23 protein-coding genes and 1 other annotated feature are annotated in these 21286 nt (G+C 41.7%); of the genes, 17 read left to right on the top strand and 6 right to left on the bottom strand.

Annotated features, from left to right (window positions below):
* Positions 1–40: 40 nt before the first annotated feature.
* Positions 41–223 (bottom strand): hypothetical protein, encoded by a 183-nt coding sequence (locus HLI_RS04875; RefSeq protein ID WP_128523546.1) that lies wholly within the window; start codon positions 221–223, stop codon positions 41–43.
* Between the two features lie 214 nt (positions 224–437).
* Here HLI_RS04875 and HLI_RS04870 point away from each other — a divergent pair, with 214 nt between their 5' ends.
* A complete protein-coding gene (locus HLI_RS04870; RefSeq protein ID WP_128523544.1) occupies positions 438–1376 on the top strand; it encodes a beta-ketoacyl-ACP synthase III in 939 nt (312 codons plus the stop codon).
* A gap of 18 nt (positions 1377–1394) precedes the next feature.
* The gene (gene fabF, locus HLI_RS04865) at positions 1395–2636 is read left to right on the top strand and encodes a beta-ketoacyl-ACP synthase II (RefSeq protein WP_128523542.1); all 1242 of its coding nucleotides are present in this window, start codon (positions 1395–1397) and stop codon (positions 2634–2636) included.
* Positions 2637–2677: 41 nt separating this feature from the next.
* Here the strand turns inward: fabF and HLI_RS04860 are convergent, their stop codons facing one another.
* On the bottom strand, positions 2678–3676 hold the full coding sequence (locus tag HLI_RS04860; protein WP_241655936.1) for an LCP family protein: 999 nt from the start codon (positions 3674–3676) through the stop codon (positions 2678–2680).
* A gap of 157 nt (positions 3677–3833) precedes the next feature.
* On the opposite strand from HLI_RS04860, the gene HLI_RS04855 reads away from it, so the two are divergent.
* Both HLI_RS04855 and HLI_RS04850 read left to right on the top strand, forming a co-directional pair.
* Positions 3834–4034 (top strand): YuzI family membrane protein, encoded by a 201-nt coding sequence (locus HLI_RS04855; protein WP_128523540.1) that lies wholly within the window; start codon positions 3834–3836, stop codon positions 4032–4034.
* A gap of 89 nt (positions 4035–4123) precedes the next feature.
* Entirely contained in the window at positions 4124–4885 is a 762-nt protein-coding gene (locus tag HLI_RS04850) for a YjbA family protein (protein ID WP_128523538.1), read from the top strand.
* A gap of 84 nt (positions 4886–4969) precedes the next feature.
* Here the strand turns inward: HLI_RS04850 and trpS are convergent, their stop codons facing one another.
* Positions 4970–5968, bottom strand: coding sequence for a tryptophan--tRNA ligase (trpS, locus tag HLI_RS04845; RefSeq protein ID WP_128523537.1), 999 nt, complete (start codon positions 5966–5968; stop codon positions 4970–4972).
* 57 nt (positions 5969–6025) lie between these two features.
* Positions 6026–6224: a binding site (T-box leader), on the bottom strand.
* A 50-nt stretch (positions 6225–6274) separates the two neighbouring features.
* Complete coding sequence (locus HLI_RS04840; RefSeq protein WP_241655986.1) at positions 6275–6640, bottom strand: DUF3899 domain-containing protein; 366 nt, start codon at positions 6638–6640, stop codon at positions 6275–6277.
* Between the two features lie 413 nt (positions 6641–7053).
* Between HLI_RS04840 and HLI_RS04835 the strand changes: the two genes are divergently transcribed.
* The 6 genes from HLI_RS04835 to HLI_RS04810 all read left to right on the top strand — a co-directional run bounded on the left by HLI_RS04835 (position 7054) and on the right by HLI_RS04810 (position 14410).
* Positions 7054–8745, top strand: coding sequence for a peptide ABC transporter substrate-binding protein (locus HLI_RS04835; protein WP_128523533.1), 1692 nt, complete (start codon positions 7054–7056; stop codon positions 8743–8745).
* A gap of 178 nt (positions 8746–8923) precedes the next feature.
* Positions 8924–9850: an oligopeptide ABC transporter permease gene (gene opp3b, locus HLI_RS04830; RefSeq protein WP_128523532.1), complete on the top strand. Its 927-nt coding sequence runs from the start codon at positions 8924–8926 to the stop codon at positions 9848–9850.
* 6 nt (positions 9851–9856) lie between these two features.
* Positions 9857–10987, top strand: a complete 1131-nt coding sequence (gene opp3C, locus HLI_RS04825) for an oligopeptide ABC transporter permease (protein WP_128523530.1) — start codon at positions 9857–9859, stop codon at positions 10985–10987.
* 16 nt (positions 10988–11003) lie between these two features.
* A complete protein-coding gene (locus HLI_RS04820; RefSeq protein ID WP_128523528.1) occupies positions 11004–12062 on the top strand; it encodes an ABC transporter ATP-binding protein in 1059 nt (352 codons plus the stop codon).
* A complete protein-coding gene (locus HLI_RS04815) occupies positions 12059–12997 on the top strand; it encodes an ABC transporter ATP-binding protein (RefSeq protein WP_128523526.1) in 939 nt (312 codons plus the stop codon). Before HLI_RS04820 ends, HLI_RS04815 begins: the two co-directional genes overlap by 4 nt.
* A gap of 192 nt (positions 12998–13189) precedes the next feature.
* Positions 13190–14410 (top strand): putative glycoside hydrolase, encoded by a 1221-nt coding sequence (locus HLI_RS04810; protein WP_128523524.1) that lies wholly within the window; start codon positions 13190–13192, stop codon positions 14408–14410.
* Between the two features lie 42 nt (positions 14411–14452).
* On the opposite strand, the gene HLI_RS04805 is transcribed toward HLI_RS04810, so the two are convergent.
* Complete coding sequence (locus tag HLI_RS04805) at positions 14453–14662, bottom strand: hypothetical protein (protein ID WP_128523523.1); 210 nt, start codon at positions 14660–14662, stop codon at positions 14453–14455.
* A gap of 97 nt (positions 14663–14759) precedes the next feature.
* On the opposite strand from HLI_RS04805, the gene HLI_RS04800 reads away from it, so the two are divergent.
* The 3 genes from HLI_RS04800 to spxA all read left to right on the top strand — a co-directional run bounded on the left by HLI_RS04800 (position 14760) and on the right by spxA (position 16326).
* Positions 14760–14984: a hypothetical protein gene (locus HLI_RS04800; protein WP_128523521.1), complete on the top strand. Its 225-nt coding sequence runs from the start codon at positions 14760–14762 to the stop codon at positions 14982–14984.
* Between the two features lie 66 nt (positions 14985–15050).
* Positions 15051–15647 (top strand): GNAT family N-acetyltransferase, encoded by a 597-nt coding sequence (locus tag HLI_RS04795; RefSeq protein ID WP_128523519.1) that lies wholly within the window; start codon positions 15051–15053, stop codon positions 15645–15647.
* A gap of 283 nt (positions 15648–15930) precedes the next feature.
* A complete protein-coding gene (spxA, locus tag HLI_RS04790; RefSeq protein WP_128523517.1) occupies positions 15931–16326 on the top strand; it encodes a transcriptional regulator SpxA in 396 nt (131 codons plus the stop codon).
* Between the two features lie 167 nt (positions 16327–16493).
* On the opposite strand, the gene HLI_RS04785 is transcribed toward spxA, so the two are convergent.
* On the bottom strand, positions 16494–17159 hold the full coding sequence (locus tag HLI_RS04785) for a TerC family protein (protein ID WP_128523515.1): 666 nt from the start codon (positions 17157–17159) through the stop codon (positions 16494–16496).
* 297 nt (positions 17160–17456) lie between these two features.
* On the opposite strand from HLI_RS04785, the gene mecA reads away from it, so the two are divergent.
* From mecA to pepF, 4 genes are all read left to right on the top strand, one after another.
* Entirely contained in the window at positions 17457–18152 is a 696-nt protein-coding gene (gene mecA, locus HLI_RS04780) for an adaptor protein MecA (RefSeq protein ID WP_128523513.1), read from the top strand.
* Positions 18153–18245: 93 nt separating this feature from the next.
* Positions 18246–18926 carry a competence protein CoiA gene (locus tag HLI_RS04775; protein WP_128523511.1) on the top strand — a complete coding sequence of 227 codons (681 nt, stop codon included), beginning with the start codon at positions 18246–18248 and terminating at the stop codon, positions 18924–18926.
* A gap of 167 nt (positions 18927–19093) precedes the next feature.
* Positions 19094–19393 carry a hypothetical protein gene (locus HLI_RS04770; protein WP_128523510.1) on the top strand — a complete coding sequence of 100 codons (300 nt, stop codon included), beginning with the start codon at positions 19094–19096 and terminating at the stop codon, positions 19391–19393.
* A gap of 66 nt (positions 19394–19459) precedes the next feature.
* A complete protein-coding gene (pepF, locus tag HLI_RS04765; RefSeq protein ID WP_128523508.1) occupies positions 19460–21268 on the top strand; it encodes an oligoendopeptidase F in 1809 nt (602 codons plus the stop codon).
* Positions 21269–21286 lie beyond the last annotated feature (18 nt).

Here is a 21286-nt window from a genome sequence, read left to right as displayed (position 1 = left end):
AAGTTTGCAGGTCCTGCCAGGCCTTCAGTAAAAGTGAATGTTACTTCTTGAAACGATCGATCATCGGTTTGATCATCGGAGACACGGATTTCCATGTTTTTGATGCTTCTTCGAACAATTCCGGCCATTTTGGTTGTGATGATCCCTCTTCTTTCTCCTTACGATCTTCCTGTTGATTGAATCCCCAGAAATTATCGAAAGGAGAAGACTTTCTTTCTCCCATACCAGAACACCTCCTGTACTACCAATTTATGATACCAAAGCCTGTTTTCTGTGGGCTGTCTACAGGAAACTTTTCTTTTGTATGGCCATTTACCCATAAGAGACTGTCTAGTTTACTACCTATTCGAAAACTTGCAGAATGAAACAAGATGAATTAAAATTAGTACCAAGTCATAAGAATTGATATTAGATATTACCTTTAAGGGGATGAACATATGAACGCAGGATTCATTGGCGTAGGACACTACGCACCGGAAAAAGTTCTGACTAATCAGGATTTAGAGAAAATGGTGGATACCAGTGATGAGTGGATCCGGACGCGTACAGGGATAGAAGAGCGCCGGATTGCAGCAGATGACATGGATACTTCTGATATGGCATTCCGTGCAGCTGAAGAGGCACTGAAGGATGCGAATCTTGAAGCGAAGGATTTGGATATGATCCTTGTGGCTACAGTCACTCCTGATACACCTTTCCCTTCCGTTTCAGCAATGCTCCAACATCGGTTAGGAGCAAACAAAGTGGCTGCAATGGATGTAAGTGCTGCCTGTGCCGGATTCATGTATGGTGTCATTACTGCGAAACAATTCATTGAATCCAATGATTATAAAAACGTTCTAGTAGTCGGTGTAGAAAAACTTTCTAAAATCACGGACTGGGATGACCGTAATACCTGCGTACTCTTCGGAGACGGAGCAGGTGCAGCAGTCATCGGGCCTGTCAGTGAAGATAAAGGAATTCTTTCATTTGAACTCGGTTCAGATGGAAGTGGAGGGTCTCACCTTTACCAGAATGAACTTGATAAATTATTTATGAATGGTCGTGAGGTTTTCAAATTTGCGGTCAGACAAATGCCGGAATCCTCTGTCAATGTCGTTAAGAAAATTGGTCTAAGTGAACAGGATGTTGACTACTTAGTACCACATCAGGCGAATATAAGAATAATGGAAGCTGCCAGAGAGCGTTTAGGGATTTCTGAAGATAAAATGTCAACCACCATCAAACGGTATGGCAATACATCATCAGCTTCGATTCCGATCGCTTTGTCAGAAGATGTGAAGGCAGGTAAAATAAAAGATAATGATCTAGTCGTTCTTGTCGGATTCGGTGGCGGACTCACTTGGGGAGCCGTTGCCCTTCGATGGGGGAAGTAATCAAGGAGGAATACAATGATGGATAAACGTCGTGTCGTCATTACGGGTATGGGGGCTGTGACCCCTGTCGGTAATTCAGTAGAAGAAATGTGGAAAAATATTAAAAGTGGTGTTTCAGGTGTAGGAGAAATCACCAAAGTGAATAAGGAGGATTATCCTGTTCATGTAGCAGCTGAATTAAAAGATTTCGATCCCTCTGGTTATGTAGATCGAAAAGATGTGCGTCGGATGGATCCTTTCGTGCAATACGCAATGGTCGCCTCTCACATGGCGGTCGAGGACGCCGGACTTGATATTAATGATGACATTGCTAATCGTACTGGTGTTTGGATCGGTTCTGGCATCGGTGGAATGGGCACATATGAATCTCAGTTCGAAACGTTCCAGAAAAAAGGCTACCGTCGTGTCAGTCCGTTTTTCATTCCGATGATGATTCCTGATATGGCAGCAGGGCAAGTTTCTATTTCACTTGGTGCGAAAGGAATCAACTCTTGTACGGTTACCGCGTGTTCATCTGGAGCGAACTCCATCGGGGACGCCTTCAAGGTTATTCAGCGCGGCGATGCAGATATTATGATCGCCGGTGGTACAGAAGCACCCATGAATAAGATGTCATTCGCTGGTTTTGCTGCCGCTCGTGCTCTGTCTTTAAATGAAGATCCAAGCACAGCGAGCCGTCCTTTTGACAAGAACCGTGATGGTTTCGTCATGGGTGAAGGTGCAGGAATATTGATTATGGAAACACTAGAATCAGCGAAAAAACGTGGAGCGAAAATCTACGGTGAGTTGACTGGTTATGGTTCAACAGGCGATGCGTACCATATTACCTCCCCAGCACCAGAAGGGGATGGAGCTGCAAGAGCGATGAGACAAGCTATTGATGATGCAGGAATTCAACCTGAAGACATTGATTACTTGAATGCTCATGGTACTTCCACAGATCTAAATGATAAATTCGAAACTCACGCAGCGAAAACGGTTTTCCAGGAGCATGCGAATAAGCTTGCGATTTCATCCACAAAATCGATGACAGGTCATTTGCTGGGGGCTGCAGGAGCGATTGAAGCGGTTATTTCCTTGCGGGCGATCAACGAAGGAATTATTCCTCCAACCATTAATTACGAAACGCCAGATCCAGAATGTGACTTGGATTATGTACCGAATGAAGCACGTGAGCAAACGATCAGCGCCGTCATGAGTAATTCTCTCGGCTTTGGTGGTCATAATGCCAGTCTTATATTCCAAAAATACGAAGAATAAAACGAATCCCCCGATGGCCACTTTGGTCATCGGGGGATTTTTTATTCTTCGTTACCAAAAAACAGTTGTAAAGTATTTCTTGTTTGTTCTTCATCATGGTTGAGAACAAGACCGATCGGGTAAGCTTTTCTTTCGTCCCACACGTTATCCGTGGTAGGTATACTCAACATATCAACATCTTCCATAGGATTCATGAGGAGGTCTTTCCCTAACTGTAGAATTTTGCTTCCACCAATGTTGGTATCAATATATGGTTGTAATGTGCCGATCAAACGCGGTGCTTTCAAGACACCTTGGAATGAGACGAGTTCATCTTTCAAAATGTCGATCACTTTTTGCTGGCGTTCCACACGAGCGAAGTCGCCGCGAGCGTCCCCGCGAAAACGCACATAACCAAGTAACTCCTCACCGTCCAGTGTATGATTTCCTTCCTTCAGATCGATGTTAGTGTCTCCCCCACCGGATACGTAGTGCATATCCTTTTCAATATTCATTTCTATCCCATCAGGAGAGAGGGTGTCGATAATATGTGTAAAACCTTTAAAATCGATAATTGAATAGTACTCTGCTTCAATTCCGAAATTCTCAGCAATTGTTTCTCGCAGGAGTTCAGGACCTCCAAGGGCGAACGCAGCATTTAATTTGTTATAGCCATGGTCCGGAATGTTTACATAGGTATCTCTCATTAGAGAAGCGATTTTCGTGCTTTCGGATTCAGGGTCGTACTCGGCAAGCATGATAGTGTCGGTCCTGGCAAGCTCTGTTCCTCTTTGGTCGATGCCCAGTAATAACACCATCATTCTGCTGTCTCCATTGTCCTTTCCTTGGAAGGAATCTTTGTAAGGACTCGCGGAGGCTTCGATGGAAGAGCCGCTTTCTTCTGCCGAAGCCTGGTTATTCATAGCTTGATGTTTACCAAGTAAATATTCATATCCAGCATATCCGAGGACTATTAGAAAAAATAAGCAATAAAGTGCGATAAATACCTTACGTTTTCTGCGCTTTTTCTGCAGTTTACGTACAGAACGTTTTTGGGACAACAATCATCATCCTTTCAATGATAAAGCTTGTACTTTATTTAATGTACCTGTATTTGGAAAGGAAGTAAAGAGTAGGATTTAAAGGCAATTCGCCGCATGTCCAAGCGTGCAGTTTCATAAGATAACAATAGGAGGACAAGCCGAAGGGGATATGCTTATGCGGTATTGGCTGCTGCTTTTGACAGGGTTCGGATTCGCTGTCGCAGGGGGAACGGTGACGATTACTTACTTGAATCTTGTCCCTGCTGGGCTAACGTGGATAGAATTTATGATTTTTATTAGGACAAGGTTAGAGTGCTACTTATTTCCAACAGGTATTTTGATGATTACAATTGCTTTGATTCTCATGGAAGATTAATTTTCTAAATTATGGATTGAAAGAATAAAAAAGCCAGTAATGGTCATAATGTAACCAAAAGAGATCACGAGTGAAAGTGAGGGTCCGAAATGTTATACATGCATGATCTGTGGGTGAACTGGTTTGAAGGTGAAGAGAATGGGTATAACGTGTGTCGTTTTCATGAATGGCGCAAAGAGGATGGCATTGAGTTGGTTGATCAAATCCCTTTAATTCTAGTGAGTGAAGAAATGTTTAATTTTATTGAAAATGATTTGCAGGATCTGCCGGCATCATTACTCCAGGACATACATCGAAAAACGTATATAAAGAAAAACCAGGAGCGTCACACTGTTGAATACGCAGCAGTTGTCACTGATGGAAAAGATGTCATCGTATTTGATACTATCGGTTACACACTTCCGGTTAAGAAAAGCCGCCTGATACCAAGACAGGAACGGTTAGTATATGAAATGGTTCAAGGTAAGCAGCCAGAAATCTATTTAATAGAAGAAAGTGTTACAAAAGAACACCATATCCTTTCGCTTGAACCTGATAAAATGTCTGGATTGACGCGAAGAGAAAGACAATTGAAGCAGCTGTTAATGATGGTGCTCGATCAATTGAAGCATTCCGACCATCCAGAGGAAATTCGTTACTGGTTAACAGAATGGGATCCAGGGCAATATTCGAATATCAAGCAATTTTCAAATGGAGAAGCATGGGATCGTTTATATGAAGGAACATGTCATGGTTGGTCTAAAATGCACGAGGAATTATGCAAGAAAATGGTGAAAGGGCAGCCATTCTTTGAGACGATTTGGCACGGAGAGAATGAGCGTGTCTCAGAACATATGAAAAGCCAGAATTGAGGAGTGAATCTCAATTCTGGCTTTTTCATTGTCTGGGAGTGTTAAATAACGGTCAAACAGTTCTTTCGCGTTTGTTCTGACCAGTTATTTTTTCTTTACCCGGCCAAGACCCATGGCTTTTTTCGCTTTGCGCAGCATTTTGTTTGCTTCAAAAGATGCTTTTTCTGCGCCTGTATCTAAAATATTATCGAGTTCCTCAGAATCAATTAACGTTTTGTAACGTTCCTGGATGGGTTTCAAGATATTGATGACTGCTTCTGCAACTCCTTGTTTGAAGTCCCCATACCCCTTACCTTCATATTTTTGTTCCAACTCATTGATCGATACGCCACTACATGCTGATTCGATAGTCAGCAGATTCGAAACTCCAGGCTTATGCTCTTTATCATATTTAACGATGCCATCTGAATCGGTTACTGCACTCTTGATTTTTTTCAAAATTTTCTTCTCATCATCCAACATAGAAATGAAGGCTTTCTGGTTTTCATCGGATTTGCTCATTTTCTTAGTCGGATCCTGAAGGGACATAATGCGGGCGCCTTCTTTGGGAATACTCACTTCAGGTACAGTAAAGATGTCATTGAACTTGTTGTTGAAGCGCTGGGCGAGGTTACGTGTCAACTCTAAATGCTGCTTTTGGTCATCCCCGACCGGGACGATATCAGTCTTATATAAGAGAATATCAGATGCCATCAATGGGGGATAAGTGAGAAGGCCTGCTGAAACCCCTTCTTTTTCTCCACCGGCCGACTTGTCTTTGAATTGAGTCATACGTTCAAGCTCGCCAATATAACTGACACATTGTAACATCCACCCTAACTGGGTGTGGGCACTGACTTCGGACTGGATAAACAAAGTGGACTTCTCAGGATCGATTCCTGAAGCTAAGTATAGAGCCGCCAACGAACGAATGTTGTTCCTTAATGCCAGGCGGTCCTGTGGGACGGTGATCGCATGTTCGTCTACGATGCAAAAATAGCAATTGTTATCCTCCTGCATTTCTGTAAAGTGTTTCATTGCTCCAATGTAGTTTCCTAATGTCAATGTACCACTTGGCTGAATTCCGGAAAAAATTGTCTTCATCACAATCACCTCATCTAATATTTTTACACAAAAAAGATCATTCATCGCTTCCAAAATGGAAGGGACGAATGATCCGCGGTGCCACCCTTGTTACTCTCGACTAATACGAAAGTCAACTCTGCATCGTTAACGCCGATATACGTCCGAAGAAGCTCCGAAAGCCCAATTCCGTTTGAGGTTCTTAGCTGTTTACAGCAAATACAGCCTCTCTGAGAAGAACTCATCAAACGTACTTATCTTTCATCTCTGCCTTTCGTTCAATAGTAGTAATTTTGTATTATAAAGTATTCTTATTTTACTTGCAAGTTATTTGAGTAAGTAATAGAGCAGTAGTAAGACCAGTAAACCAATACTTAACACCATCCCATGAAATAAAAAGAACTTGGGGACTGAGCTTGATATGTTCTTGGATGGCAGCGGCTTCTCCTTCCAGTCATCCAGATAATCCTTCTGTTTGGACATCTGGTTTGTAAATCTCCGAAATCCGTATGTAATCCCGTCGAAAAATCCTCCGCGGACGACCCACATGATAATACCGAAAAATAAATAGAAGTACGCAACGTAAAATAATTGATTTATGTAATGAAACAAATCGTAAACAGGTGCCAAAACAGCAAATAGCAGCGTTACGACAGCTATGTTGATAAGAATCATTACCCATTTGTTTCTCATGATGCTCAAACCATTTCCACCTTTCGTCAAAAACTGTATATATTATAGCATGTCTTGAGCATCCGAGGAATTGTTAACACAATCAAATAAACTGAAAATTCAAGATTGAAAAAATATTGAATAGCCTATGCAAACACTTTAACGGATAAACGCGATAAATAACATTCTTTGAAAATACCAAGTCATTTTTATGCATAAACGCTTATAATTAATAAAATTCAAACTGTAAATTTGTAAAATAAACTAGGTAAATAGTCACATTTTATGTTACTGAAACGTAATAATGATGGGAATCCTGAAATTATTCAGAAAAAAAGGTAATGCAAAATAGTTAGAAAACTTGTATAATTCGATATGTGGACAAAGTGCCACACCAAATTTTTAGAAAATTATTAGGGGAGGTCATTTTCTACATGAAAAAGACAAATTGGTTACTGCTGGTACTTGCACTAGTACTCAGCATGTTCCTCGTAGCATGTTCTGGTGGATCAGACGATACATCTAATTCCACAGATGATGCTGACTCAGAGGACACATCAGACACAGAAGGCGAAGCTTCAGGGGACAGCGAACAAGTACTTAATCTTATCGATGGTGCAGAAATCCCAACAATGGATGCATCAATGGCAACGGATGCTGTTGCATTCCAATGGTTAGGTTCGACAATGGACGGTCTTTATCGTCTAGGTGAAAAAGGACAACCTGAACCAGGAATTGCAAAGGACCACGAAGTAAGTGAAGACGGTCTAACTTGGACTTTCAACCTTCGTGAAGACGCTGTTTGGTCAAATGGCGACCCTGTTACAGCAAACGACTTCGTTTATGCTTGGCAGCGTGCGGTTAACCCGGACACTGGATCTGAGTACGGCCCTTACATGATGGGCGGCGTCATCAAAAATGCTGCTTCCATCGCAGAGGGTGAAACTCCAGTAGAAGAGCTGGGTGTAACTGCAGCAGACGATTATACATTAGAAGTTACACTTGAAAAACCAGTACCATACTTCGAATCACTGACTACATTCGGTACATTCCTACCATTGAACCAGGCTTTCGTTGAAGAGCAAGGCGATCAGTATGCTCTAGAAGCTGACACACTACTCTCTAATGGACCATTCGTAATGACTGAGTGGAACCACGGTGAAGGATGGACAGTCGAAAAGAACGAAGATTACTGGGATGCAGAGAATGTACAACTTCAGCAAATTAACGTTAAAGTCGTTAAAGACACAGCTACAGGTGTAAATCTATATGACACTGGTGAAATCGACCGTGTTGGTCTTTCTTCTGAATTCGTAGACCAATATCGTACATCTGAAGAGTTCCAAATCAATGAAGAACCAACATTGTTCTATATTAAGATGAATCAGGAAAATGAAATCCTGTCTAACGTAAACGCTCGTAAAGCAATTCAAATGGTGATTGATCGTCAGAGCATGGTAGACGTTATTTTGAATAACGGTTCTCTTCCTGCTGTCGGTGATATCCCGCAAAACTTTGTTACTCACCCTGAAAGCGGGGAAGATTTCCGTGAACTGAATGGCGATCTTGTCGAGTACAATCTAGAAGAAGCACAAAACCTTTGGTCTACTGCTAAAGAAGAACTTGGTATTGAAGAAGCTGAACTGAACTACCTTGGTGGAGACAGTGAAGTTGCTCAGAACCTTGATGCTTATATCAAAGACCAATTACAGCAGCTTGAAGGTTTGACTGTAAACGTTCAATCTGTACCTTTCCAGGAGCGTCTGGACCGTGACACTAACATGGAATATGAGCTTCAAAACTCTGGCTGGGGTCCTGACTACATCGACCCGAACACGTTCTTGAACATGTGGGTTACAGATGGGGGAAATAACAAGACTGGCTACTCTAGTGAAGAGTATGACAGCATGATTCAAAAAGCGAATACTGAGCTTGCTCAAGAGCCGGTTGAGCGTTTCGAATTGTTCCTTGAAGCAGAGAAAATGTTGATTCAAGATGATGCTGTTCTAGCACCTCTTTATCAGCGTGCTACTGCTCAGCTTTGGAAGCCATATCTTAAAGGTGTAATCGTCAACCCGATGGGACCTGACTACACTTACAAACATGCTTATATTGAAGGTAAATAATTGAACTAACCAATTCCAACCACATATAGGCTTGCTTTATAGGGAAGAGAGTATATGTCCAACGTGTTGGCGTATGCTCTCTTTTTCCCTGCAATCAAAATATTCTAATTATATAAAAATTTCTGTCAATTTCAACAATGTATAGTGATATAGGGTTTATACAAACGGAGGTGTTAGTGTGACACGTTATATACTTCAACGACTAGTTTATATGGTTATAACGATGGTTGTGATCGCTACCGCTACTTTCTTCTTGATGAAGTTTTTACCAGGTACTCCCCTAAGTGCTGCAGATAAATTATCAGAAGAACAGCAGGCGGTTGTTTTAGAGAAATATGGGTTGGATGATCCGGTTCCTGTGCAATATTTTAATTATATGGTCAACCTGACTCAAGGTGATTTAGGTATCTCGTTCCAATTCGACAACCGTGAAGTTACGGATATCATTATGGGGCGTATCGGTCCATCTATGCAGCTTGGAATTCAGGCAATGGTAATCGGGACGATACTCGGAATGCTGTTAGGATTGGTTTCTGCGATATATCATAATGGACCATTGGATTATACATCGACATTTCTAGCGGTATTGGGACAATCAATCCCTTCTTTCGTATTTGCAGGTTTACTCCAATTCTACATTGGTGTGAAGTTAGGCTGGTTCCCAGTTGCCTTGTGGGAAGGTTGGGAGTATACGGTATTACCAACTGTTTCGTTGGCGATCTTCCCACTTGCAATTGCAGCCCGCTTTATGAGAACCGAAATGTTGGAAGTTATGGGATCCGATTACATCGTGACGGCCCGAGCGAAAGGGGTCAACAAATTCGGTGTTGTCTTCAAGCACGGTTTACGTAACGCTTTGATTCCATTGATTACAGTCTTAGGACCCTTAGCAATAGGTCTAATGACAGGTACTTTAGTAATTGAAAACATTTTTGCTGTGCCTGGAATTGGTGAACAGTTCGTTAAAGCAATTAACGTCAATGACTTCCCAATCATTATGGGTACAACATTATTGATTTCTTTCCTATTTATATTCATCGTACTGGTCATTGATTTGCTTTATGGAGTCATTGATCCTAGAATTCGACTGGCAGAAGGAGAGTAATCATTTATGGATAACAATAAACCATCGAAAGATTTATTCGTACCGGTAGACATGAGCAGCAATGATAGTGAAAAGATAGCGAGGCCGAGTCTTTCCTTCTGGCAGGACTCTTTCATCCGACTTCGTAAAAATGTCGGAGCAATGATCGGCTTAGCTGTATTGATTGTATTAGTGGTCATGGCGGCCTTCGGCCCGTATATGAATGAATATGGCCAATTTGAACAAGATTTGTCCAGGGCAAAAATGCCACCTAAAGTAGAAGCTCTGAGCTGGTTGGGAATGGACGGAACTTTGACTTCCGTACAAACGGCGGATTCTTTGGAAAAAGCAGAGCAGAATGCCTTGATGCGCTTCAACAATCAAGAGGAGTACATTAAGACAGAGGTCTTGAACGACGGTTCTAATGGGGAGCCGGCGAAAGTAGAAGCTACGTATGATGCTTATGGAGCAAAAAATATGGAAGAGAATTTCTGGTTCGGTACAGACGGACTTGGGCGTGATTTATGGACACGTACCTGGATGGGAACAAGGGTTTCTCTTTACATTGCTGTTTTAGCTGCAGCCATTGATATGTTGTTCGGTGTCGCTTACGGGGGTATTTCTGCTTACTATGGCGGACGAGTCGATAACATCATGCAGCGTATCATCGAAGTCATTGTCGGTATTCCGAACCTTGTGCTCGTTATCTTGATGATCCTGATCCTTGAGCCGGGCATACTCTCGATTACCATAGCGTTAGCGATCGCCGGCTGGATTGGAATGGCCAGGATTGTCAGGGGGCAAGTGTTGAAACTGAAGAACCAGGAGTTCGTCCTCGCTTCTCGTACATTAGGTGCCAAGGATAACCGTATTTTACGGAGACACTTGATTCCTAACGTCCTAGGTTTGATCATCATTAATACGATGTTCTCTATACCTTCTGCGATTTTCTTTGAAGCTTTCTTAAGCTTTATCGGTTTAGGTCTGCCGACACCACTGGCATCACTTGGTACGTTGATTAACGATGGATTTAATTCACTGCAGATCTATCCACACATTTTGTTATTCCCGGCAATTATAATCTCTCTAATCATGATTGCTTTTAATGTCTTAGCTGATGGTCTTCGTGATGCATTCGATCCGAAGATGCGCGAATAGGAGGTAGGTGTACACAATGGAAAAACTACTTGAAGTCAAAAATATGCACGTATCCTTTGACACCTACGGCGGTGAAGTGAAAGCTGTACGTGGGGTCAACTTCGATGTGAAAAAAGGGGAAACACTTGCCATTGTCGGAGAGTCAGGTTCCGGGAAATCTGTAACGACGAAAGCTCTTATGCAATTGATTCCTAAGCCACCGGGTCGAATCAAAGAGGGAGAGATCCTTTTTGAAGGACGCGATTTAGCAAAAATGACTGAAAAACAAATGCAAAAAATACGCGGTAAAGAAATTTCGATGATTTTCCAAGATCCGATGACATCATTGAATCCAACGATGAAGGTCGGTAATCAGATCATGGAAGGTTTGATCAAACACCAGAAAATGAGTAAAACACAAGCGAAAAAACGTGTTTTAGAGCTTTTAGAACTTGTTGGAATACCAGATGCAGAAAACCGAATCAAACAATATCCACACCAATTCTCTGGTGGCATGAGACAGCGTGTTGTCGTTGCGATTGCCCTAGCTTGTAACCCGAAGTTGTTGATTGCCGATGAGCCGACAACAGCTTTGGATGTTACCATTCAAGCACAAATTCTTGAGCTTATGAAAGATATTCAGAAGAAAACGGATTCTGGTACGATTTTCATTACACACGATCTTGGTGTGGTTGCGAACGTAGCAGATCGAGTAGCTGTTATGTACGCGGGTAAAATCGTCGAAGTCGGTACCGTTGATGATATTTTCTATAATCCTCAACACCCTTATACATGGGGACTGCTTGGCTCAATGCCTTCTTTAGATAGTGCAGATGAAGAGCTTTTTGCGATTCCAGGTTCGCCACCAGATTTGCTGAATCCGCCGAAAGGGGACGCCTTCGCCGCTCGTAATAAATATGCTATGAAAATCGATTTAGAAGAAGAACCACCGATGTTCAAAGTGAGTGACACCCATTACGCAGCTACTTGGCTGCTTCATGAAAATGCACCGGACATCGAGCCTCCAGCGTCTGTCAAAAAGCGTATAGAAGGTATGGCGAATGCATCCAGCAGTTCGGAAGGTGATCACAAATGAGTCAAGAAAAATTATTAGAAATCAAAAATTTAAAACAGCACTTCAAAACAGGCCGGCATAGTGTCGTGAAAGCGGTAGATGGCTTGAACTTCGATATATACAAAGGAGAAACGTTCGGTTTAGTCGGTGAGTCCGGTTGTGGAAAGTCGACAACAGGCCGTACGATCATCCGTTTGTATGATGCAACAGAAGGGGAAGTTTTCTTCGAAGGCGACAATGTCCATGGGAAGAAAACCCGTGATCAGTTGAAAAAGTTCAACCGTGAAATGCAAATGATTTTCCAGGATCCCTATGCATCTTTGAACCCTCGTATGAAGGTTGAAGATATCATTGCAGAAGGTATGGATATTCATGGTTTGGCAAAGGACGCAAAAGCTCGTAAAGCTAAAGTCCATGAATTACTGGAAACCGTGGGTTTAAACAAAGAACACGCTAACCGTTATCCTCACGAATTCAGTGGCGGACAGCGTCAGCGTATCGGTATTGCACGTGCGTTAGCGGTAGATCCAAGCTTCATCATCGCTGATGAGCCGATTTCAGCGCTGGACGTATCGATTCAGGCACAGGTTGTCAACTTGCTCAAACAGTTGCAAGAAGAAAAAAATCTCACTTATTTGTTCATCGCCCACGATTTGTCGATGGTCAAATACATCAGTGATCGTATTGGTGTCATGTACTTCGGTAAAATGGTGGAGCTTGCGGATTCCGAAGAGCTGTACAAGCATCCAATCCACCCATACACACAATCGTTGCTTTCTGCGATTCCTCTTCCTGACCCGGATTATGAGCGTTCCCGTGAACGTTTCACATACGACCCGAGTCAGCACGATACGAGTGAAGAGCCTGAATTCCGTGAAGTGCGCCCAGGACATCACGTTCTTTGTACAACTAAAGAATTTGAACAATATCAAAGAGAACATGGTACAGGTGAATAATACGTGATCATAGAGAGGCCCTGTTTCAAAGCAGGGTCTTTTCTTTTTTGGAAAGGTTGTGTGAGGCTAGAAAATAGGTAAATGGTAACGATATGCAAATTCATAGGAAAAAATGTATTCCAAGACTGTTATATCATGCCAACCTCTTTTATAATGAAGAAGAAGAAAATAGGAATAGGAGTAGGATGTATAATGGGGAAAAAACAACTTTGGATGCTGGTCTTCACTGGTATTCTCCTTTTTGGTATGGCACTACCATTACATAATGTTAAAGCTGAAGAAGGAGAAGCAACGAAAGATGCAGGAATCATGACGAAGAAGCAACTGGGACTTAAGGAGTTGGTAATTCCGAGCCCGGCTGCTCGTTTTACTTATAATTCCGGACTGAACTTCGAATACCCGGAGGCTGTCAGAGGAATTTATGTCACCGGTCCATCAGCTGGCGGAGCTAAAATGGCCGAATTGACAAAGCTTGTAGAAAATACAGAGCTTAATGCGATGGTGATTGACATTAAAGAAGATCATGGAAACATTACATTTGAGCCGGAAGAGGGTTCTCCTTACGCTAATGTAGCTGAACCGTTCATTGATGATCCGCGTGCGATGCTGGAAGAATTAGAAGCGAAAGGAATTTATCCTATCGCTCGTGTAGTTGTCTTCAAAGATACTCTTCTAGCTGAAAAGCGACCTGATCTTTCTTTTACGAAAAATGGCCAGGTATGGAAAAATGGCAAAGGAGAAGCTTTTGTCAGTCCATTTTCGGAAGAAGTTTGGGAGTATAATGTAGAACTTGCAAAGATAGCAGCGGAAATGGGATTTGAAGAGATCCAGTATGACTATGTCCGCTTCCCGGAAGGCTTTGACAGCCGTGATGACGTCTTGGAATATGACCAGGGCAAATATGCAGACTTAGAAAAGAATAATGTACAAAAGCGTGTCCAAGCGGTTACGGATTTCGTAGAGTATGCTCGGAATGAGCTGGAGTATTATGGGGTGGATGTTTCTGTAGATATCTTCGGATATGCCGCAACAATTCCTGAAGCTCCGAACATCGGGCAGAACTTCTCGAAGATTTCTTCGAATGTCGATGTCATTTCCTCTATGATTTATCCAAGTCATTGGGGGCCATATTTCGGAATTACAAAACCGGATACAGAGCCATACCGTCTTATTGATGAGTATGCGAAGGTAGAGAATGAAGTATTGAATAAGCTTGAGAATAAACCGACTTCCCGTCCCTGGTTACAGGATTTTGAAGCACCATGGCTTTACTCGGGTGCTACCAAACAGTATGGGAAAGCAGAAGTAGAAGCTCAAATTCGTGCTTTGAATGAGAATGATATCAATGAATTCCTTCTTTGGAACGCTGGAAATAATTATACGAAGAATGTTGATTATACACCGATGAATTAATGAAAAGAGTGCTGGGATGCCGAGGTTACTGAAAAATTTTTCTCAATCTAGAGGAACTGTTGAAATTTGTTGTTGCTTCTCACGAATCGCTTTTCGGTGGATGCTTGCTGCGTGCACGGTTTCAGCTAACTCAGTCAAGTAGATCACTTGACCAAGTGGAGGAAGAGTAAGATTCCGGTTGTCTCGAAATAAAGAAGCCGAGTAGAATGATAAAATCATTCTACTCGGCTTTTTCTTTGATGCATAATTCAAAAAGAATTCTTTTGATGATTCTCGCATGTTTTTATTCGTTTAGTGGTCATCAGTGTGTGGAAAACTTATTAACGAGATGTCAGGGGCTCCTTACCGTATGGCTGGATGGTTGTTGGTTGAAAAACTTCCTGCGGAGGCTGAGGCCTTGTTGAACACCAGGCGGGTAGTTGAATTCCGGAAGATCCCAGCCGGTGAAGTGGTTAGAGTACTCCTGCAGGAAGTACCACACATTGACAGTGAAGGTGGTATCAAAGTGGATAAATTCATATTAATTTCATATCCTATGGACAACTGCAGAAGCAGGGGAATATCTCCTGTATAGAATAGATTTAACAAGTGAATCAATATTCGGTATAATAGAAGTGACTAATGATAAGGGAGTAGATCAATGAATTGGTATGAGAAGTTGAACGAGTACTTTCCTGTAGAGGAAATGAAATCAAAAGAACACATGGAAGCACTATTGAAAGAGAAAGGTGACGTATATTATAAGGATGAAGGCGAACATCATGTATTAATGTATGCGGAGTTCGATGCTTTCATTTTCATTGATTATGTATACGTTTCCACTGCTTCACGTGGTCAGGGACTTGGTCATAAACTCATTGAAAAAATGAAGGCGAAAGGAAAACCGATCATCCTTGAAGTAGAGCCGGTCGACTATGAAGATTCGGACTCTGAAAAACGGCTGCGCTTCTATCAGCGTGAAGGCTTCAAGCATGCACTTTCCATCGGCTACACGAGACGATCTGTTGTAACGAATGAAATGAATACGATGGAGATTCTTTTTTGGTCACCAGAGGATGCTTCTGAAGAACAAATTTATGAACAAATGAAAGAGATGTATACGGAAATCCACACCTATAAAGATGAACAATTTTATGGAAAGTCCTATCAGCCTGTCGACGAGGTGCTCTCAAGGGATGAAGATCGTGATGATACCGAAGACATCCTGAACGAATTGGATAAAATAAAAAATTCTTAATTTACATACCCACCGTGCTTAGGTGGGTATTTTCAATCAAACAGGCATAGTTGAAAATAGAAAAAATTAAAAGAATTGTTTTCTTTAGGTTTGAAAAGGGTAAAAAAGAGGTATTGATATACGGAAACGATAAAACGATTGCTTTGTACAATGATTGTCCAAGTTACCATAGAAATTACTTGACAGTTGTGTTATAGTAGAATCATGGTTAGATTATATTGATTACAAATAAATAAGTAATTGAATTTTCACTATAAATTTTATCGAGGAGTGAAGTTTCTGTATGGTCACACTTTATACCTCACCAAGTTGTACATCATGTCGAAAAGCAAAAGCTTGGCTTGAAGAGCACGATATACCTTACACAGAACGCAATATATTTTCTGAGCCATTAACGTTGGATGAGATCAAAGAAATCCTTCGCATGACAGAGGATGGAACTGAAGAAATCATTTCCACACGTTCAAAAGTATTCCAAAAGTTGAAAGTGGACTTCGATCAGCTGCCAATGCAGGACCTTTTCGATTTGATTCAAGAGAATCCTGGTTTGCTCCGCCGTCCAATCATCATTGATGATAAACGTTTGCAGGTAGGATATAACGAAGATGAGATTCGGCGTTTCTTACCGCGAAGTGTACGCACCTTCCAGTTGAAGGAAGCGCAGCGTCTGGTCAATTAATACAAATAGAAAGCTGTGACGGGGTTTCCCAGTCGCAGCTTTTTTCATTTTTTTAGAAAGTTGAGGTTTGTTTCACATGTCCGCTTGGTGTGGTTGCAAAAGTGTGGGTGGTTAAGATGGATCGCCTAAGCCAGCTATTGTTATTTCCATAAGGTTTATTCTTTTAGTTATAACGCCGTGCCTTTTTTCTTATTAAATAAATAACCTAATGTAATGACTACGATTACCATTACAACTGAGAACCACTGATGGATGAAAGGGTAGTCCTCTATATACTGAAAGAAGTAGCGATCTTCCATGATCATTTCCGCTGCTGTATAGGCTAAGATTCCTGCTCCGAAATAGATGAGAAGCGGAAACTTGTCCATGAGTACAAGGATGATACGACTGCCCCAGACAATAATCGGTACGGACACGAGCAATCCGATGATGACAAGGATGATATTGTTATGAGAGGCTCCAGCGATGGCTAACACGTTATCGAAACCCATTACGATGTCAGCGAACACAATGGTTTTTACTGCAATGGCTAAGCTGTCACCTGCTTTAATGTTTTCTGTTTCAACGTTGTCTGTCAGCAGTTTCATCGCGATATAGAAAAGAAGTAGTCCACCGACTAATTGAAGGAACGGAATTTGGAGAAGATAAAGAGCAACCATCGTCAACAGAACTCTTGCTGCAATTGCCAGACCTGTCCCGAGAATAATCGCTTTGTTTCTCTGCTCAGGAGGTAAATTGCGGCTGGCCAGGGCAATGACAACGGCATTATCTCCCCCTAGAATGATATCAATACTGATGATGATGAGTAATGGCTCAAGCAAGTCCCAATTCATTGAAAAATCCTCCTGCTATGTAGTGACAAACCTTAGGGAATAAGCTAAAATGAGAACTCAACCACCCTGATTCGGGGGCCTTTCTCCATAATATTCAAGTCCTGAATGGTTATATGCTGAATTCAAGCAATTTGTTTTCCATTTAGAGTGCACTGTCATACAATAGGAGTACATCAACCCCTTACTTCTACACAGCATGACGGTTGAAGCTTAGGCCTAACGGGTAAGGTTCTATAAGCGAAAAAAGGGTGAGTGTTCCCTTCCCCCTTAAAACATGACAAGAAGGGAGAGAAATGTATGGAAATCGAAAGAATAAATGAAAACACTGTTAAATTTTACGTAACATATCAAGATGTAGAACAACGAGGCTTTGACAGAGAAGAAATTTGGTATAATCGTGAACGCAGCGAACAGCTTTTCTGGGAAATGATGGATGAAGTCAACGACCAGGAAAACTTTCAGGCGGATGGACCGCTATGGATTCAAGTTCAAGCGATGGATAAAGGACTGGAAGTTATAGTCACGAAAGCACAGGTTTCCCAAGACGGTCAAAAGCTTGAACTGCCGGATGAAGAAGGTAAGGCAATTGATGTACCAGTAGATGAGAAACTGGAATCACTGCTTGACGATAAATTCCATGATTCTGAAGAAAAATCCAAAGATGACGATGATGAGGGTCAGGAGGAGTCAGACGAACCGTTGACGTTTACACTTAAATTCAATGATTTCGAAGACATTATTCAACTTAGTCACTATGTTTCACCTGAGGACTCCATGGAACAGCGCTTATTCCATTTCGAAGATCGATACTATTTATATATTCAGTTCACTGATGAAGATATGAGTGATGAAGTACAAGAAAATATTCTTAGTCAATTGATGGAATACGGGCATGAATCTTCTTTAACGATTCACCGTTTGGAAGAATATGGTAAAGTGATCTTTGCTGAACAAGCTTTAACTTCTGTGAAAGAATATTTCCCCGTTGAGTAATCAACGAGCACACAATCACGTGTGCTTATTTTTTTGTTTGTGCAGGAAAAATATGGTTTTTTGTCGAATGATAAAGAGGGAGGTGATAGTCTGGTGTTGTATGCTCTTAATACCGAAGGAAAATTACAGTCCCTATATCAAATGTCTAAGCAGGAGATTTCAGCTATCAAACGGCAAATGTTTCGTTGCCCTACATGCAATGAACCGCTGCAAGTCCGGGCGGGTTTGAAGGTGATTCCTCATTTTTCCCATCCTCCCAAAAGTGATTGTGCATCTATGAAAAAGGGAGAAAGCTTAGAGCATGAAACAGGGAAATGGGCGTTATACGAATGGCTTTTCGAACAAGGATACGAGGTTCATCTGGAGCCTTATATTGAAGAGATCCAACAAAGAGCTGATGTTTTGATGAAGCATAATGGTAAGAAGCTTGCCCTTGAATATCAATGTTCTACCATCCCTATCCGTGAAGTGCGCAAAAGGACAGCAGCCTACAAGAAAATAGAAGTCTTCCCTTTATGGATCCTCGGTATGAAACACTTCCAGCGATCCGGCCCCGAACAAATTCTCCTCAATGATTTCATCCGTTCCTTTCTTTACTTCTGGCACAATAGTTATCACCTGCTGTTTTTTGATACCTCCTCTAAAAGAATAATCCGCGTGTCACATATAAGAAGCATAGGTATGCGTCAAAATTATGGTTCCATTCACTCTATACCGATAAGTGAAGCATTATTCCCCAATTTTTTTTTCCAGACAACTCTTCAGATACATTAAATTTAATTTTTGATTTAAAGCAGAAATGGTTCGAAAACCGTACCGTTTACAGGAAACAGGTCGGTTCTGAAGAAAGGAAGTACCGCCAATATCTTTATTTGAACGGGTACCATTTTTCCTTGATTCCAAGCGTGTGTTACCTTCCATTAGCTGGACAAGTTCAGTTGATGACAAAGCCATATATATGGCAGACCCGCTTGTTGATCGATCATTTTATATCTCTTCCCATAGGAGCTTTCATCAGCTTTCCTGAAATAAAAATCCAATCTACCCTCAATGGATACACCCCATCTCTTTCAACCCAATATTTAAACTTATTGGCCAAATTAAATATCGTTGGAAAAACAGGGAATAATACATGGGTGAAAAAGAAACAGGTCTCTTTTCATAAGCGGATGGAAGATGGGCTGGAGGATGACCGGAGAACGTTGGCACAGTTGAAAAGTTTACAAAGAATTAAGATTTAGGAAGGGATTATCACACAAATCGAGAAACTTTTAGGGTGACGAATTATTTTGAAGGAGGATGTTTGGATGTCGTCTACGAAAGAACTGCCAAAAAGAGAAGAGGTACCTGTAGAAAAGACGTGGGATCTGGAGTCCATGTTTGCTACAGATGAAGCTTGGTATCAAGAATTAGAAGAAACGAAGGAGTTGCTTCCTGAATTAGAAAAATATCAGGGGAAATTGGGCGAATCTGCCGAGCAACTTTATGAGCTTCTTTCTTTTCAAGATAAAATATCTAATAAAATCGGTTTGCTTTATACTTATGCACATATGCGTAATGACCAGGACACGACCAATTCCCATTACCAGGAATTGAATGCGAAAGCGGAATCGTTGTACACGAAAATCGCTTCGGCAATGAGTTTTGTCGTACCTGAAATTCTTGCGCTTCCTGAAGGAAAAGTGAAAAGCTTCATTGAGTCGTATGAACCTCTTGAACTCTATGAACACACACTTGATGAAATTACACGCCAGCGTGCACACGTCCTGAGTGAAAAAGAGGAAAAACTTCTTGCGGGATTCTCAGAGATTGGTTCGAATCCTTCTCAGACATTCGGCGCTTTGAATAATGCTGATATTACTTTCCCGACAATTAAAAACGAAAAAGGGGAAGAAGTGGATCTGACCCATGGCCGTTACATCAACTTTTTGAAATCTGATGATCGTGAAGTTCGCAAGGAAGCATTCAAAGCTATGTACGATACATTCGGTTCGTTCAAAAACACGTTTGCATCAACGCTGAGCGGCCATGTAAAGAAAAATAATTTCAATGCGACAGTAAGAAAGTACGACAGGGCGCGCCAAGCCAAGCTGGACAATAATAACATTCCAGAGTCGGTTTATGACAACTTGATCGATGCTGTAAATGATCGCTTGTCCCTTTTGCATCGCTATGTAGAGTTGCGTAAGGAAGTATTAGAGCTTGATGAAGTCCATATGTACGACCTTTACACACCACTAGTGAAAGAAGCTGAGATGGAAGTAACTTATGAAGAGGCGCAGGAGCTCGTCGTGAAAGGTTTAAAGCCACTTGGTGAAGAGTATGTGAACCTACTGAATGAGGGCTTTGAAAACCGCTGGATTGATGTAGTGGAAAACAAAGGAAAGAGAAGCGGTGCGTATTCTTCCGGACATTATGGCACGAATCCTTATATCCTAATGAATTGGCAGGATAACGTCAACAATTTATTCACCCTTGCCCATGAGCTCGGGCATTCGCTGCATAGTCACTATACTCATGAAAACCAGCCCTATCGCTACGGTAACTATTCAATTTTCGTTGCTGAAGTGGCTTCCACTTGTAATGAGGCCCTGTTGAATGATCATATGCTGAAAAACACCAACAGTGATAAAGAGAAACTTTATCTGCTCAATAACTTTTTGGAAGGATTCCGCGGCACTGTCTTCCGTCAGACGATGTTCGCTGAATTCGAGCATGAAATCCATGTCCAGGCCCAGAACGGTGAAGCGTTAACCGCCGATAAACTGACTGAACTCTACTACGACCTTAACAAGAAATATTTCGGCGAGAATATCGTGGTGGATGATGAAATCGGGCTTGAATGGGCGAGAATCCCACACTTCTACATGGGCTACTATGTTTATCAGTATTCCACAGGGTACGCGGCGGCTCAAGCTTTAGCCGGGCAAATCCTTGAAGAAGGCGATCCTGCTGTGGAACGTTATAAAAGTTTCTTGAAAGCGGGGAGCAGTGATTACCCGATTGAAGTATTGAAGCGGGCTGGTGTCGATATGACATCAAAAGATCCAATCCTGGCTGCTCTGGATGTGTTTGAGGAGAAACTGGATGAAATGGAAGCCTTGTTGAAAAAATAATCATAACAAATGCCCACG

Origin of the sequence: Halobacillus litoralis (genome assembly GCF_004101865.1) — a bacterium.
GTDB lineage: Bacteria > Bacillota > Bacilli > Bacillales > Halobacillaceae > Halobacillus > Halobacillus litoralis_A.
This window is presented reverse-complemented; position numbering and strand designations above follow the sequence as displayed.